The sequence below is a fragment of the Edaphosphingomonas laterariae genome (assembly GCF_900188165.1).
Classification (GTDB): Bacteria; Pseudomonadota; Alphaproteobacteria; order Sphingomonadales; family Sphingomonadaceae; genus Sphingomonas_E; species Sphingomonas_E laterariae.
This window is the reverse complement of sequence record NZ_FZOS01000001.1, coordinates 107,214-123,291: the sequence shown is the minus strand read 5'-3', so window position 1 is coordinate 123,291 and position 16,078 is coordinate 107,214. Positions and strand designations below refer to the sequence as shown.

General features: G+C 63.0%; 11 protein-coding genes and 1 pseudogene. 8 read left to right on the top strand and 4 right to left on the bottom strand.

Annotated features, from left to right (window positions below; all coding sequences use genetic code 11):
- The first annotated feature begins 54 nt into the window (after positions 1–54).
- The 7 genes and pseudogenes from dusB (at position 55) to hflX (ending at position 9,231) form a co-directional block, all read left to right on the top strand.
- Complete coding sequence (dusB, locus tag CHB74_RS00575; protein ID WP_089217659.1) at positions 55–1,053, top strand: tRNA dihydrouridine synthase DusB; 999 nt, start codon at positions 55–57, stop codon at positions 1,051–1,053.
- Complete coding sequence (locus CHB74_RS00570) at positions 1,029–2,153, top strand: two-component system sensor histidine kinase NtrB (RefSeq protein ID WP_089217658.1); 1,125 nt, start codon at positions 1,029–1,031, stop codon at positions 2,151–2,153. Before dusB ends, CHB74_RS00570 begins: the two co-directional genes overlap by 25 nt.
- The gene (gene ntrC / locus CHB74_RS00565) at positions 2,150–3,598 is read left to right on the top strand and encodes a nitrogen regulation protein NR(I) (protein WP_089217657.1); all 1,449 of its coding nucleotides are present in this window, start codon (positions 2,150–2,152) and stop codon (positions 3,596–3,598) included. Before CHB74_RS00570 ends, ntrC begins: the two co-directional genes overlap by 4 nt.
- Before the next feature lie 70 nt (positions 3,599–3,668).
- A complete protein-coding gene (locus CHB74_RS00560; RefSeq protein ID WP_089217656.1) occupies positions 3,669–5,936 on the top strand; it encodes a sensor histidine kinase in 2,268 nt (755 codons plus the stop codon).
- Positions 5,937–7,322, top strand: a complete 1,386-nt coding sequence (ntrX, locus tag CHB74_RS00555) for a nitrogen assimilation response regulator NtrX (protein WP_089217655.1) — start codon at positions 5,937–5,939, stop codon at positions 7,320–7,322.
- A 53-nt stretch (positions 7,323–7,375) separates the two neighbouring features.
- Positions 7,376–7,936: pseudogene (hfq, locus tag CHB74_RS00550) on the top strand (RNA chaperone Hfq); the annotation flags it as partial.
- A complete protein-coding gene (gene hflX, locus CHB74_RS00545; protein WP_089217653.1) occupies positions 7,933–9,231 on the top strand; it encodes a GTPase HflX in 1,299 nt (432 codons plus the stop codon). The pseudogene hfq and the gene hflX, both read left to right, overlap by 4 nt.
- On the opposite strand, the gene mazG is transcribed toward hflX, so the two are convergent.
- From mazG to CHB74_RS00525, 4 genes are all read right to left on the bottom strand, one after another.
- A complete protein-coding gene (mazG, locus tag CHB74_RS00540) occupies positions 9,188–10,027 on the bottom strand; it encodes a nucleoside triphosphate pyrophosphohydrolase (protein WP_089217652.1) in 840 nt (279 codons plus the stop codon). The two genes, hflX and mazG, sit on opposite strands and share 44 nt — an antisense overlap.
- A 186-nt stretch (positions 10,028–10,213) precedes the next feature.
- On the bottom strand, positions 10,214–11,593 hold the full coding sequence (locus CHB74_RS00535; protein WP_179220655.1) for a DUF1214 domain-containing protein: 1,380 nt from the start codon (positions 11,591–11,593) through the stop codon (positions 10,214–10,216).
- A 63-nt stretch (positions 11,594–11,656) separates the two neighbouring features.
- A complete protein-coding gene (locus tag CHB74_RS00530; RefSeq protein WP_089217650.1) occupies positions 11,657–13,864 on the bottom strand; it encodes a TonB-dependent receptor in 2,208 nt (735 codons plus the stop codon).
- A 30-nt stretch (positions 13,865–13,894) separates the two neighbouring features.
- A complete protein-coding gene (locus tag CHB74_RS00525; RefSeq protein ID WP_179220654.1) occupies positions 13,895–15,190 on the bottom strand; it encodes a DUF1214 domain-containing protein in 1,296 nt (431 codons plus the stop codon).
- 189 nt (positions 15,191–15,379) lie between these two features.
- Between CHB74_RS00525 and CHB74_RS00520 the strand changes: the two genes are divergently transcribed.
- On the top strand, positions 15,380–16,063 hold the full coding sequence (locus tag CHB74_RS00520; RefSeq protein WP_144033674.1) for a TetR/AcrR family transcriptional regulator: 684 nt from the start codon (positions 15,380–15,382) through the stop codon (positions 16,061–16,063).
- The last annotated feature ends 15 nt before the right edge of the window (positions 16,064–16,078 follow it).

The window sequence follows — 16,078 nt, the reverse complement described above, 5'->3', positions numbered from 1 at the left end:
CGCCAGCGCCTTTGCGAGTAGGGCGACTGCCAGTTTTTTAGGCAGAATGAATTAATGTCGCGGCTCAACCCCATCCAGATCGGTGATGTCACCATCGCCACGCCGGTGATTCTGGCGCCCATGACGGGTGTCAGCGATCTGCCCTTCCGCAAGGTCGTGCGCGAATATGGGTCGGGGCTGAATGTTACCGAGATGATCGCCAGCCAGGCTGCGATCCGGGAAACCCGTCAGTCGATCCAGAAGGCGGCTTGGGATCCCATCGAGGAACCGGTTTCCATGCAGTTGGTGGGCTGCACTCCGGTGGAAATGGCGGAAGCCGCCAAACTGTCCGAAGATCGCGGTGCCGCGATCATCGACATCAATATGGGCTGCCCGGTCCGCAAGGTCGTAAACGGCGACGCCGGATCGGCGCTGATGCGGGTTCCCGACCTTGCGATCGAGATCGTCAAGGCGGTCGCGGGCGCGGTTTCGGTGCCCGTAACGCTCAAGATGCGGATGGGCTGGGATCATAACAGCCTCAACGCGCCGGAACTGGCGCGGATCGCCGAGGATGTCGGCATCAAGCTGATCACGGTCCATGGCCGCACACGCTGCCAGATGTACAAGGGCTCGGCGGACTGGGCCTTCATTCGCAAGGTGAAGGATGCGGTATCCGTGCCCGTGATCGCCAACGGCGACATCTGTTCGATCGAAGATGCCGACAGCGCGCTGGAGCAATCCGGGGCCGACGGGATCATGATCGGTCGCGGCGCTTATGGCCGGCCCTGGTTGCTCCATCAGGTGATGCATTGGCTGGAAACCGGCCAGCGCCTTCCCGACCCTTCGATCGACGAGCAATATCGCGTTATTACAGGTCATTATCGCGCGATGCTTGAGCATTATGGCGAGTTTACCGGCGTCAACATGGCCCGCAAGCATATCGGCTGGTACACCAAGGGCTTACCCGGCTCTGCCGAGTTCCGCAATCGCGTTAATCAGGAGCCGAGCGCGGCGACCGTTCTGGACATGCTGGAAGAGTTCTACACGCCATGGCTCTGCCAGGCAGCGGCCTGATCCGTTTCGGCCGATTGGGGGGCAGCCCGACCTCCCAGCCCGAACCGGATCGTCCTGATCTTGCCGAACAGATCGCCGCGCTGCCGACGCCGATGCTGCTCATCGACGCGCAGGGCGTGGTTCGTGACGTCAACAATGCCGGTGAAGCCCTGCTGAACCTTGGCCGTGGGGCGATTGTCGGCCGGAATATCGAAACGCTGATCGGCCACCCGCTGACGTCAATGGCGCCCGATGCGCCATTTGCCGCATATGATTTGGAAGTGGTGCTTCCGGCGGATCGCCATCAGCGTGTCGACCTGATGGTCGGGCCACTGGCCGATCGACCGGGGTGGCGAGTCATCACCGTTCACGGCTTGCCGCCGGCGCATCTCCTTGGCCGGCGCGGCGATCGGGAAGGGGGCGCGTTGTCGGCGATCGGCGCAGCCGCAATGCTCGCTCATGAGATCAAGAATCCGCTGTCCGGCATTCGCGGGGCGGCGCAACTTCTCGAAGCATCCGTTGACGAGGGCGCGCAGGATCTGACACGCCTCATTCGCGACGAGGTGGATCGCGTGGCGGCGTTGATCGACCGCATGGAGGGCTTCACCGACACGCGGCAGATCGATCTCTCGCCGCAGAATATCCACGCGCTGCTGGGCCATGCTCGGGAGGTGGCGCTGCAGGGCTTTGCCAGTGGCTTCACGATCCGCGAATCTTACGACCCATCGCTTCCGCCCGTCCTAGGGCATCGCGATTCGCTTATTCAAATCCTTATAAACCTGATTAAGAACTCCGCAGAAGCAATGAAAAATAAAGGAAATATCATCACGTTGCGGACGGCATACCGCCACGGCGTCTCGGTTCGTCTGCGTGGTGGCGACGGCAAACGGTCGCTGCCGATCGAGGTCTGCGTGATCGATGAAGGGCCCGGTGCTCCGGACGATATTGCGGACCATTTGTTTGAGCCGTTCGTGACCAGCAAGCCGTCGGGAAGCGGTCTTGGACTGGCGCTGGTCGCGAAGCTGGTCGCCGATCAGGGCGGCATGATCGAATATGCGCGGGAAGGGACACCCGCCCACACCGTTTTCCGACTCCTCCTGCCCCGCGCGAGCGAAGCATGACCAGCGGGCGTATTCTTGTCGTCGATGATGACGCGGCCATTCGCACCGTCGTGCGCGAGGCGCTGCGCCGTGAAGGCCATGTTGTCGAAACGGCAGCGACCGTGGCGGAGCAGCGCCGCAAGATGCGGGATTTCGCGCCCCAAGTCCTCGTCACCGACGTCATTCTTCCCGATGGCAACGGGTTGGATCTCGTGCCCGAGATGCTTGAGGTCAATCCCGACATGCCGGTCATCGTGCTGTCGGCGCAGAACACGCTGACCACCGCCGTCCGCGCGACCGAGCAGGGTGCGTTCGAATATCTTCCAAAGCCTTTCGACCTGGGCGAACTGACCCGCGCGGTGGCCGACGCACTCGCCATGCGGGCCGCGAGTGGCCGTGATGCGATCGACGCCGGCGGGGGCGAGGACCTCCCGCTTATCGGTCGTTCGGCGCCGATGCAGGAGGTCTATCGCACGATTGCCCGCGTCGTCGCCAACGATCTGACCGTGCTGATCCTGGGCGAATCGGGCACCGGCAAGGAACTGGTGGCGCGCGCCATCCACGATCTCGGGCCGCGGGCGGGGCGCCCGTTCGTAGCGATCAACATGGCCGCCATTCCACGCGAACTGATCGAAAGTGAACTGTTCGGGCACGAGCGCGGCGCCTTTACCGGTGCCGCGGCGCGCACGGCCGGCCGCTTCGAACAGGCGCAAGGGGGAACGCTGTTCCTCGACGAAATCGGCGATATGCCGTTTGAAGCGCAGACGCGGCTGCTGCGTGTGCTTCAGACCGGTGAATTCAACCCCGTCGGCGGAGCCCGATCGATCCGAACCGATGTGCGGATCATTGCCGCAACCCATAAGGATCTCCCAAAACTTATTGCTGACAATGCCTTCCGCGAAGATCTTTATTATCGATTGAATGTCGTCCCCGTGCGTTTGCCGGCGCTGCGGCAGCGGATGGAAGACATCGGAGAACTTGCCGCCCATTTCCTGGAACGCGCCGCTGCCGACGGCTTGCCGCGCAAGCGGCTCACTGCGGATGCGATCGACCGGCTGAGCAGCCACAACTGGCCTGGCAACGTTCGCGAACTTGAAAATCTCATGCGGCGCATGGCAGCGCTCAGCCGTGAGGACTGGATCACGGCGGCGGTGATCGATCAGCAATTTTCGACCTCGATCGCCAGCGATGCGGGACCGGTTATTGCGGCGGAAGGTGGGCTCGCTGATGCGGTCGAGCATCATGTCGCGCGCTATTTTGCCACCTTTGGCCGTGATCTTCCCCCGGATGGTCTGTTCGATCGGGTGCTCGCCGAAGTCGAGCGCCCCCTGCTCAAGCTCACACTCGCAGCTGTGAAGGGAAATCAGCTTAAGGCTGCCAAGTTATTGGGTATTAACAGAAACACCCTGAGGAAGAAGCTGACCGAGCGGGGCATCGATCCCTCGGATCTGCGGCGCATGGGCTGATCGTTCGAGGCTGATTGCAAATATTGTAACTGTGTTTTGCGTGCAACGGGATCGTGGTAGAGCTGCCACGATGCCGGCGTCTCTTTCCTTGCCCCGCACCGAAGGTTCCGTCTGGTGGAGACGTGTGACGTTGCTGTTTCGGCGCAGGCTGATGCCGGCGCTCGAAATCGGCACGCTGGCCGTTGCCGTGGCAATCGCCACGGGAAGCTATTTCATCGTCACCGGCGGGGGCACGCCAACGCGGCTGTTGACACCGCCATTGGTGGCTTTGCTGCTTGTCGCCAATCTGGTGCCCGTGATGGCGCTGCTCGTCCTGCTCGCCCGCCGCGTGGCAAAGGGCAGAGCGGCACGATCGCCCGTCGGCGGCAATGGCCGTCTGCATGTGCGCCTCGTGGCGCTGTTTTCGGTGATCGCGAGCGTGCCGACGCTGCTCGTCGTCATCTTCGCGTCGCTGCTGTTCCAATATGGCGTCGAATTCTGGTTTTCCGATCGGGCGCGCACCGTGCTCGAAAATGCCGACAGCGTGGCGCAGGCCTATGTCGAGGAAAACAAGCAACGGATCGTTGCCGATATCGTCGCCATGGGCGGCGACGTGAATGGCTATGCGGCCGAATTCGGCGTCGATTCTCCACGTTTCGCGGAGGGGCTGGCCTGGCAGGTGTCGGCCCGCAATCTTTCCGAAGCGGCGGTGGTGACGATCGGAGCGGATGGGACGCGGCGCCTGATCGCTGGCGCCAATCTCGATAATCGCCCGCTTGAACTGCGTCTGCCCGCCGCATCGATCGCGGAGCTGCGCCAGGGACGCGCGCGCGTCGTCACCGATGCCGGCGATCGCGTCGAAACCGTCGTGCGGCTCGATCCCGAAGAGGAAGTGTATCTCTATGCCTCGCGCGGGGTCGATCCGATGGTGCTGCAATCGGTGGCCCGCGCAAAGAGCGCGCGTGGCGACTATGCCTCGCTGCTCGCCCGCTCCCGATCCCTTCAACTCCAGTTCAATGCCGCGCTGCTCGTCGTCTCGCTGTTGATCGTCGCCACCGCGATCCTGATCGCGCTCAAGGTCGCCGATCGCCTCGTGCGCCCGGTGTCCGATCTGGTTGGCGCCGCGCGCCAGGTGGCTGCCGGCAATCTGTCGGCGCGGGTGAAACTGCCGCGTTCCCATGATGAGATCGGCACGCTGGCGGCCGCGTTCAATCGCATGACCCGCAAGCTGGAGGAGCAGACGGGGGCGCTTGTCACCGCGAACCAGCAGCTCGAAAATCGCCGTGCATTGACCGAAGCCGTGCTGTCGGGCGTTAGCGCGGGGGTGATTTCCGTGGACGAAGACGGCATCATTCGGCTGATCAACACCTCGGCGGCCGAACTGCTCAAGACCAGCGAACAGAGCCCGGTCGGCCAGTCGATCGCGGATGTCGCGCCTGAACTGGGTGAACTGATCAGCGGCAGCGATCGCGAAGCCGTCATCCAGTTCGCCAGCGGCGGCGATCCCCGCACATTGGCCGTCACCCTCGTCCGCACCGGCAATGGCCAGGTGCTTACCTTTGACGACATCACCCAGCAGCTTCTCGATCAGCGCCGCGCCGCATGGTCGGACGTGGCCCGTCGCATTGCCCATGAGATCAAGAACCCGCTGACCCCGATCCAGCTGGCGGCCGAACGACTCCAGCGGCGTTATGGGCAGGAGGTGCAGTCCGACAAAGCCGTGTTCGAACGGCTTACCGGGACGATCGTTCGTCAGGTCGGCGATCTGCGCCGGATGGTGGACGAATTTTCCTCCTTCGCCCGTATGCCCAAGCCCATCTTCCGGGCCGAATCGGTGGTCGACATCGCGCGTCAGGCCCTGTTCCTGCATGAAGTGGCGCATCCGGCGGTCCGCTTTGCGCTGGAGGCGCCCGATCCTTCGCCGATCATGGTGTGCGATCGCAGGCAATTGGGGCAGGCACTCACCAACATCGTCAAGAACGCGGTCGAGGCGATCGAGGCGCGAGGCGAGGGCAGTGGTGGCACCGTCGCCATGGTCGTGCTGGCCGAAGGCGACAGGCTGGGCATCAGCGTTTCGGACGACGGCATCGGCCTGCCGCCCGAACGCGAACGCATTACCGAACCCTATATGACGACGCGGGCGCGGGGCACCGGCCTCGGCCTCGCGATCGTTCGTAAAATCGTTGAGGAACATTTTGGAACAATAGTATTTTCAGACCGCAACGGCGGCGGCACGACAGTGACATTGACCTTCGATGTCGCGACGCTTCGGCCGCTTGACCTCGCCAACGACCCCGAGCCTGCCGACGGCGATGCCGCGGCGCTCCCCGCCCTGACCCGCCAGAAGAGTGATGGATAAATGAGCCTGGACGTTTTGATCGTCGACGATGAGCAGGACATTCGCGAGTTGGTCGCCGGAGTGCTGGAGGATGAAGGTTATGAAGCGCGTACCGCTGCGGACAGCGACAGCGCGCTTGCGGCGCTGACCGAACGGCGCCCCTCGCTGGTGCTGCTCGACGTGTGGTTGCAGGGATCGCGCCTCGACGGGCTGGATTTGCTGGAGGAAATCAAGCGTCGCGACCCTTCCATTCCCGTGCTGGTCATTTCCGGGCATGGCAATATCGACACTGCCGTGGCGGCTGTTCGGCGCGGTGCGACCGATTTTATCGAAAAGCCGTTCGAGGCGGAGCGACTGCTGCTGTTGGTGGCCCGTGCCACCGAGACTGAGCGGCTGCGGCGCGAGGTGGCCTCGCTCAAGGCTCAGATTGGTCAAGAGGACGAACTCACCGGCAATTCGGCGGCGATCAACACGGTTCGTGCGACGTTGAAGCGCGTGGCCGCGACGGGCAGCCGCGTGCTGATCAGCGGCCCTGCCGGCGTCGGCAAGGAAGTGGCGGCTCGCCTGCTGCATCTCTGGAGCCCTCGCGCATCGGCGCCGTTCATCGTCGTGTCGGCTGCCCGCATGACGCCGGAGCGCGTGGAAGAGGAATTGTTCGGCGTGGAGGAGGGCGGGGAACTCGTCCGCCCCGGCCTGCTCGAACAAGCGCATGGCGGTACGCTGTTCCTTGATGAAATCGCCGATATGCCGACCACAACGCAGGGTCGCATCCTGCGGGTTCTGACCGATCAGAGCTTTTCGCGGATCGGCGGCACCCGCACCGTCAAGGTCGACGTCCGCGTCGTTTCGGCGTCGGCTCGTGATCTTTCCGGCGAGATCGCCGAGGGCCGGTTCCGTGAAGACCTGTACTACAGGTTGAATGTCGTTCCCGTTCACCTGCCGGCGCTGTCTGAACGCCGCGAGGATATTCCCGCACTGGTCGATCATTTCGTGGCGCGCTTTGCCGCAGAGCGCCGCGTAAGCACGCCCGCCGTTGCGCCGGAAGCGGTGGCGGCGCTCCAGACCTACGAATGGCCGGGCAATGTCCGCCAGCTTCGTAATGTGGTCGAGCGGACGATCATTCTCGCGCCCGGCGACCGGCTTCAGGTCATCGATGTCGATATGCTGCCGCCCGAGGTGCTGAGCGATCAGGAGCGGATCGTGCCGGGCAATGCCGCCAAATCGATCATGGGCACGCCGCTGCGTGAAGCACGCGAGACATTCGAACGCGAGTATCTTCGCGTCCAGATTCGCCGTTTTTCGGGCAATATTTCGCGCACTGCGACCTTCATCGGCATGGAACGCTCGGCGCTCCACCGCAAGCTCAAGACGCTGGGCCTGGCCGATGCGAAGGATGGTGACGAATAAGGGGCATGGACGTGCCTTCGCACCTGCGGTAAGTCTGCTGCGTCTCGCGATCGGCGGGACGAGCACGACGCCGGCAAAGGCGCTCATGCGGGCAATGTCCCGCCACGAATCCGGAGACCGGACTTATGGCCGACAAGGTCAACAACCTTCAGGATATTTTCCTCAACACGCTGCGCAAATCCAAGACCCCCGTCACCATGTTCCTGGTGAAGGGCGTGAAGCTGCAAGGTATCATCACCTGGTTCGACAATTTCTCTGTGCTGCTGCGCCGGGACGGACAGTCGCAGCTGATCTACAAGCATGCCATTTCGACGGTGATGCCGGCACACCCGCTGGACCTTTCGGACATCGACAAGACGTTCGCGGACGAACGCAAGCCGACCCTGCTGCAGGAAATCTTCCTGAGCGCGGTTCGCAAGCAGCGTGAGCCGGTGACGATGTTCCTGGTCAATGGCGTGATGCTGCAGGGCGAAATCGCGGCTTACGACCTTTTCTGCATGCTGCTCCGCCGCGACGGAATGAGCCAGCTTGTCTACAAGCATGCCATTTCGACGGTGCAGCCGGCGAACCCGCTCAACCTGAGTGGCGTTGATAGCGATACGGACGAAGATTGAGCGTATTCAATCGTGGTGACGATGACGGGCTGAGCCGCGGCGCGAAAGCGATCGTGGCTCTTCCCGATCGCGGAAGTGCATCTGGCCGTGATGCCGAGGCGCGGCTGGACGAAGCGGCCGGGTTGGCGGCAGCGATCGGCGTCGATGTCGTCGAAAAGCTGACCTTCCGGCTGCGCGATCCGAAACCCGCCACCCTGTTCGGGTCTGGGCAGGTCGACAGCATTGCGACATCGGCGCGAATGGCGGATGCCGAACTCGTCATCATCGATGGCGCACTATCCCCCATTCAGCAGCGCAATCTGGAAAAAGCGTTCAACACCAAGGTCATCGACCGGACGGGTCTGATCCTCGAAATTTTCGGTGAGCGCGCCGCAACGGCCGAAGGGCGGCTGCAAGTCGAACTGGCCCACCTGGATTATCAGGCGGGCAGGCTGGTGCGCAGCTGGACCCACCTCGAAAGGCAGCGCGGCGGCTTCGGCTTCCTTGGCGGGCCGGGCGAAACGCAGATCGAGGCCGACCGCCGGATGATCCGCGATCGCATGGCGAAGCTGCGCCGCGAGTTGGAAAATGTTACGCGTACGCGTGGGCTGCATCGCGCGCGGCGCCAGCGGGCGCCCTGGCCGGTGATCGCGCTGGTCGGCTACACAAACGCCGGAAAATCCACTCTATTCAACCGGATGACGGGCGCCACGGTGATGGCGGAAGACCTGCTCTTCGCCACGCTCGATCCGACGATGCGGCAGATTTCCTTGCCCGGGATCGACAAGGCCATCCTGTCCGATACCGTGGGTTTTGTCTCCGATCTGCCGACCCAGCTCGTGGCCGCGTTTCGAGCCACGCTTGAAGAGGTTACGGCGGCGGACATCATCATCCACGTCCGCGATATCTCGCACCCCGACACCGAAGCGCAGGCGGCGGATGTGGAAGCCGTGCTGGCGGAAATCGGCATCGTCCGGGGCGAGGGCGGGGTGCCGATCATCGAGGCGTGGAACAAGGTCGACCTCCTTTCGGAGGAGGATCGCATTCACGCGGAAGGGGAAGCCTCACGCCGCGAAGACGTCGTCACGCTCTCGGCCATGACGGGCGAAGGCGTCGAAACGCTCGCTCGGGCGATATCCGATCGCCTGACACATGGCAGCCGGCGCTATCATTTGATGCTCGATCCCGCAGATGGCAGCGCGATTGCCTGGCTGCACGCGCATGGCGAAGTGCTGTCGCAGGAAATGAGCGGCGATCAACTCGCGATCGAAGTCAGGCTCGGCGAAGCGGATTGGGCGCGCTTCCAGTCGCGCTGAGTTCCGCCCGCTCGGCCTGCTTGACGCGTTCCCACAGCGCATCCATCGCGGCGAGGTCCAGGGTCGCGAAGCCGCCATTCGCTAGCGCCTCCATGCCCCGGAAGCGCCGATCGAACTTGGCATTGGCCCCGCGCAACGCGGCCTCGGGGTCGATGCCCATGTGCCGTGCCCAATTGACCATCGCAAAGAGAAGATCACCAAACTCTTCCATGCGCGCGTCGGCATCGGGTGCGCTTTCGATTTCCTCCAGCTCCTCGATGATCTTGGCGCGCGGGCCATCGGCATCGCCCCAGTCGAAACCCGTCCGGGCTGCACGCTTCTGAAGCTTCTCCGCGCGGAGCAGGGCCGGCAGGCCAAGAGCGACGCCGGCGAGCGCCGAACCATCGTCGCCGGTAGCCCGGCGCTCTTCAGCCTTGATGGCTTCCCAGCCCGGAGAATGGCTGTCCCCGAAAACATGCGGGTGACGACGGATCATCTTGTCGCAGATCGCATCGATGACGTCGTCCACGGCGAACGCACCGCGCTCCTCGGCCATGCGCGCGTGATAGACCACCTGCAATTGGAGATCGCCGAGTTCGTCCTTCAAGGCGGCCATATCGTCGCGCGCGCACGCGTCCGCCACCTCATAGGCTTCTTCGATCGTATAGGGGGCGATGCTTTCGAACGTCTGTTCGCGATCCCACGGACAACCGTTCACCGGGTCGCGAAGGCGCGCCATGATTGAAATCAGACGTTCGAGCGGGTTCGCGCCGCGATCGGAAGGAAGATTGGAATTCACGACGCCTGGGTCCACCATTTTGCTCGCAGCCTACCTTTCATATTTTTCAGGAGTTCGGCTGCGCGGCAAGCCCTGGCAATGCGAAGCCGCCGGTGAGCCCGGGAGCGTTTCGCCGTCTCGCGCTCCAATGGCAGTCCGCTGATATGGCTTATCCTTGCTGCTAAGAGTGCGCAGGGCAGTATCATTCTGCCCTGCGCCGCCGTTTTATTGTTCGAGCCGCCGTTGATGGCTCCTGCTACGTTCCTTTTGCTGCGCCTTGCGTTCCGCGGGGGTGATGAACCTCGTTTCGGGCGGCAGTGCCTGCTTGAGCTGATCGAACGACACGACCTTCGATTCCTTGACGGCCGCTTCCGGAGCGGCGCCCGGCGGCAGCGATTGCCAGCGGACGGCGTAGAGCCCGGCGGCATACCCTTCCGGATCAAGCCAGTTATAGACGCCGGGATCGCGCGCGGAGATCACGAAGGTGTAGCTGCCATCGGCGTTGGGCCGTGCCTGCGCCGTATTCAGGCTGCTGGTGCGCCCCACATAATCATAGGCCACACCCCAGGGATCGGTGATCTGAAAACCAAGCGACACGGCGCCGAGCGACCGGAGGGTGACGATCCATGCCTCGTCCGCGGCAAGGCTGAAATGGCCACCGGTCGAAAAGCCGCGCCCGCCCGGCCGCACGCGCGGCGTACCGATATGATTGACCGGCTTGGTGAACACATATTGGTTGTCATACGCCACCCAATAAGGCGCGATCTGCGACAGCAATTGCGCCGCGCGGCGGGCCATCGCCTCTTCGGACGGAGCAGGCGCGACGGCTGGCCCCGCCACCCGATCTATTTCGAGCGCGACGGGATTCTGCGTCTTCCAATCAGTGAAGAGATCACGAACGATCAACAGGAACTTGCCTTCAGCCGGCATCTGCATGTGGTTGGGCCGGCCATTGGCGGGTGCGCTGTCGAGCGTGATCGTGAAGCTGCCGTCCGCCGCGATCTGCATCGCATCGTTGCGCAGCGTGCCGAGCTGCTTGCCGCCCTCGGCTGCCATCGCGGCGGTTCCCGGAATCGAATCCCGCAGTTCGAAATGCAGTTCGGCAGGGCCCGGCCGCTTGACCTGTCCCCGGATCTCGTAGCGGGCGGCGCCATCGACCATGATGTTGCGATAGACATTGTCCGGATTGTCGATGCCGTAGCCGGACCGTGGCACCTGCATCCCGAACCACGCATGCGGTGCGTTGACCACCCACAGCACCGCCGGACGATCCGTATCTTCGCCGATCGCATATTGAATGGCCGCCATCGCAATCGATTCAGCCGCGCGCTTGATGGTGGCGCGGCCGGTGGCCGTGGCACCTTGCGGATCGGCGGCGTACAGTGCCTCGACGCGCCGGATTTCCGCCTGCATCGGGGCGCTGGCAAGAATCCGCAACGCACTCGCTTCCAGCGCGATCTGGCGCGGCGTGGCCAGCGCACCTCCCGTCGCCGGTGCAGCTGCCATCGCGGCTACCGGCGTTGTCAGGAGGAAGGCGGAAACGACGGCAGGCATCAGCGCGCCCAGTGCCACCGGGGCGATGGAGGCGGTCAGGTGATGACGCATCGGACGGAATCCCTTCGTGGTTGCGGAAATGCCGGTGAACGATCTGGACAGGATCGCCATGGTTCAGAACTTCAGTCCAAGCGTGACGCCATAGGTGCGTGGATCGGGAAAATAGGCGGTGATCAACCGCTGGAAGCTGGCGCCATAATCGATGAAGAAGTTCGGATTGTCTTCGTTCAGCAGGTTGCGCCCCCACAGCGACAGCGTGCCCGTGGTCGATCCGATCGGCATTTCGCTCAGCACCAGGCGGGTATCGAGCGTCGTCCGGCCGGGGCTCTGTGTCTTCGAAGCGGGCGTCTGCGTTGGCAGGGTCGGCACCAGCGGGCTGGGCGAAACATAATAAGACGACATGAAATTGAGATCGACGATCAGGTTGAGCTTGCCGAAATCGCCCTGCAGCACCCGCCAATCGACATTGGTGGACACCGTATATTTGGGCGCGTGCGGGAAGGCGCGATTGTCGGCGACGTCGATCCCGCCATCGAGATATTGCAGATATTTGCTGTCGAGATAGCCGATACCGGCCTGCACCGTCAGCGCATCGCTGGGCCGCGCCACGGCTTCGATCTCAAGCCCGCGCACCCGCGCCTTGCCGGCGTTGACGAGGATGCTGGAGGCCGAAATGCCGGGCACGAAAACCGAAAGCTGGAGGTCGCTGACGTCGTTCTGGAATGCCGCGATGTTGAGCTGCAGCTTGTTGTCGAGCAGCCGCGACTTGAGACCCAGTTCATAGGTGTCCTGAACCTGGGGCTTGAAGATGCGCTGCACGTCGATCGTGCTGGAAGCGGTCGCGTTGAACCCGCCACTGCGATAGCCTTGGGCATAGCGGGCATAGACGTTCAGGTTCGGATTGAACTCATAGGCCAGCGTCGCCGTCGGCGACATCTTCTCGAACTTGGCTGGCGGGGTCACGCCTTCTGGAAGATCGACAACGACGACGCGCCCGGCGGCGGTGAGCCGTGCGAGATAGCGTTCGACCGTTTTCTTTTCGTGCGTGTAGCGGAGGCCGCCGGTTAGCGTCAGCGCATCGGTGATTTTGTAATCGACCTGCGCATAGGCGGCATAGGCCTTGGTCGTGAAGCCGAAGCGCGAATCCGTGTTCGACAGGCCGGAGAAAAAGGACTGCGGATTCAGCACGAAGCCGTCGTCGTCGAAATAATAGGCGCCGATCACATAGTTCAGATCACCCGTCTGCCCGGTGAGCTGCAGCTCCTGGCTGAACTGCTTGTAATCGGAGTCCCGTGACGAGACGCCCATCGAAATCGGGGTGCCGTCCAGATCCAGCGTGTCCCGATAGGTCTGCTTGCGCAGGGCTGTGATGGATTTGAGCATGCCGATGTCGCCCAGATCCAGCGCCGCCGTCAGCGCGTGCCCCCAATTCTTGGCATATTCGAAATTGGGGCTGTTGAAGCTGACCTCGCGCAGCCGCTTGCGCGGCTCGACATAAGGGGCGAGCGAGCCCGTGCCCGACACCGCCTGGGCGGCGCTGGCCTGTTGATCGTTGACGCTGATGTCGAACACATAATCGAGTGTCAGCGCGTCGAATGGTTCCGCGCGGAGCTGCACCATGCCGCTTTGGGAATCGAGCGTCTGGGCCTCGTCGGTGAAGGCATTGCCCGTGACGCGGTAGAAGCCATCGCGCTTGGCGATCTGGCCCGACAATTTGGCACTGAAGATGCCCAGACGTGGCAGATCGACGCTGCCACGCAGGCGCCGGTAATCGAAATTGCCATAAGAGGCTTCGATCTTGCCGCCAAATTCGCCCGTCGGCTTGCGCGTGACGATGTTGAGCGCGCCGGCGATCGCGTTGCGGCCGTAAAGTGTGCCCTGGGGGCCGCGCAGCACCTCGATCCGCTCGATATCGGCGACATCGAAAAGCGACCCTTGCGCCTTGGCGATATAAACGCCGTCCATATACATGCCGACGGACGGCTCGAAATAGATCTGGGGATTGCCCTGGACGCCGCCGCGAATGGCGATGATCGATGAAGTCCGGTTGCCGCCGGCGGTATCCACCTTGAGATTGGGCGCCAGCCCGCTGAGATCGGCGACCGACGTGATCTGGCGCTTTTCGAGGAAGGCGGGGGAGAGGGCCGATATGGCGATCGGCACGTCTTGCAGGTTCTGTTCGCGCTTCTGCGCGGTGACGACAATTTCCTCGATCCCGGTGGCCGTTGTCGCACCGCTGGCCGTCGCCTCCAGGTTTTGCGCGTATAGCGGTGCATGGCAGGCCGTGCCCGCAAGGGCTGCGGCCATCAATTTCTTACGCATGTATATCCTTCCCCGCCGAGCTGATCTCGGTCACATCCAGTTGAATCGATTATAAATTCCGTTGCGAAGCGCGCTCATTTGGGTGCGCCGTTCAGCCGGCGTCATGCGCTTCACGCCCTTGGGCAGATGATCGAGCAGGGCGCTGTGCGGCACGAGCCGGCATTCGATTTCCGGCAGGCTATCCGCGAAGATCCAGCGGCGGCCGACCATGCCTTCGACGAAGCCTGACGTGTCGAGCCAATTGGGCACGCCCGGATCTTCGTGCGCGATGACGACGATCAGTTCGCCATCCTCTTCCAGCACGGCGTGGTGCATGTTGGTGCCCGAAAGCCGGTTTCGATAATCCATGGTTTCCCACCAGGGATTGTTGAATTCGATGTTCCAGAATTCGCATTGCGGCGGCCGCGTGCGCATGATCAGGGCCTGGCCGGCGGGCACGTTCCAATAGGCACAGGCCGGATCACCGCCGGGCGTGGCGTTGACCTTGTCGCCAGTCAGCTTGCGCCAGCTGACGAACTGGTTCGGCGTCCGGCGGAACATGTCCATCGCCTGCTGCCAGAAGAGGATCGTGCTTTCGATCCATTCGCCCGTGGCGCGCAGCCCGGACATGATCCGTTCGGCGCTCATCACGGGCGGTGGGGGCGCTTCCCCGACGAGCTCGACACGGGCGCGCATCGGCCGTTCGTTTTCCCAATCGGCAAAGAATTGACGGATCGTGATGCGGAAATCGCGCGGCGACAGCTTGATCCAGTTGCCGGCATGCGGCGTCGCGCTCAGGATGATTTCGAAATCGCCATTGGCGTCGGTCTTGAGGTCGCGGCCATACAAGGCTGCCCCCATCGCGCCACCCCATGGGGTAGGGCCGTGTTCGACCGTGGTGATCGACAGATATTTGGCGCTGCCGCGGTTGCCATACAGGCGATAGGTGTGGGCGGCATCGACCGCGAAGCCGAGGTAGAGTGCATCCTGATTGTCGCCGCCCTGTTTGCGATCGGGGCCCATATAGCGGAACAATTCGGGGTGCTGCGGATCGCCATCGTGGATGTGGAAGGCGAGGCCAAGCGCAAGGTTGTTGAGGATGTGCAGCAGCCCGGTCGCCCGGTCCAGCGGCCGTCGTGCGGTGCTGCGGGCGAAGGCCAGCTTGGCGGCTTCCCCCGTTTTCTGCAGCACGGCGTCGAATTCGGCCAGCAATGCATCGTCCCCACCCGACGCCGTGCTGGCAACGGCGGCATTGATGCCGACCAGCCCTGCCAGTGCGGCGAGACCGCCCCCGGCAAAGACGTTGCGGCGCGACAAATCAAAGGAAACGCCCGGTTCGCCTTCCATCATATTCTCCTCTCCCACGGGCAGCGCTCGTTCCGGCCTGTCCCGCTTCACCAGTCTGAAGCTGGTTTGAAAATTACTTATTAGCAAGTAGAAAAATATGATGACGATGAAAGGGGTGGCGTGGAAAATCGCCTAATCGCGTTGCCACCGGCGAATTTCGCGCGCTCATTAACTGACTAACAAATTAATTTGACCCCCGCTTCCGGGCTTGCCATGGTGCCCGGCATGCATTCCACCGGGTCCAGCCGTGGCGAATCGTCGCCGCGCAAGCTTTCCAAGGGCGAAATCACGCGCCGCAACATCCTGAAGGCGGCCGAGGCGAGCTTCGCGGATCAGGGCTATGACGCCGCGCGCCTGGAAGCGATTGCCGACGAGGTTGGCATCAAACAGGCCGCGATCTTCTATTATTTCCCCAGCAAGCGCCGGCTGTTCGATGAGCTCGGCCAGGAAATTCACCAGAGCCTTGTGAGCCTGACCCAGATGCGTCTCGATGGCGTGGACGACCCGTGGGAAAAGCTGATGCTGCTGGCCGAAGCCTGGCTGGATTTCATGGTGGCGCGGCCCACGGCAGCACGGATCATTCTGCGCAACTGCGCGACGCCGGTGGCCGGCGACGATCGGCCCGAAGCCTATTCGTCGGATGCCCTGCAGTTGCTGCGCGCCATCATCGCCGAAGGGGTGGCGGCGGGGCGCTTTGCCGACGTCAATTCCATGTATCTCGTCAATCTGCTCAGCGGCAGCATCCTCCATTATGTCTGCAATCCGGAGCAGCTTGGCAGCGAACGCCCTTATCGGCCGGACGACCCCACGGAAGTGGCGATCTTCAAAACGGTGCTGCGCAAGACGGCGCGCGCCGTGCTCGACGTGCAATAGGCCGGCACGTTCCCA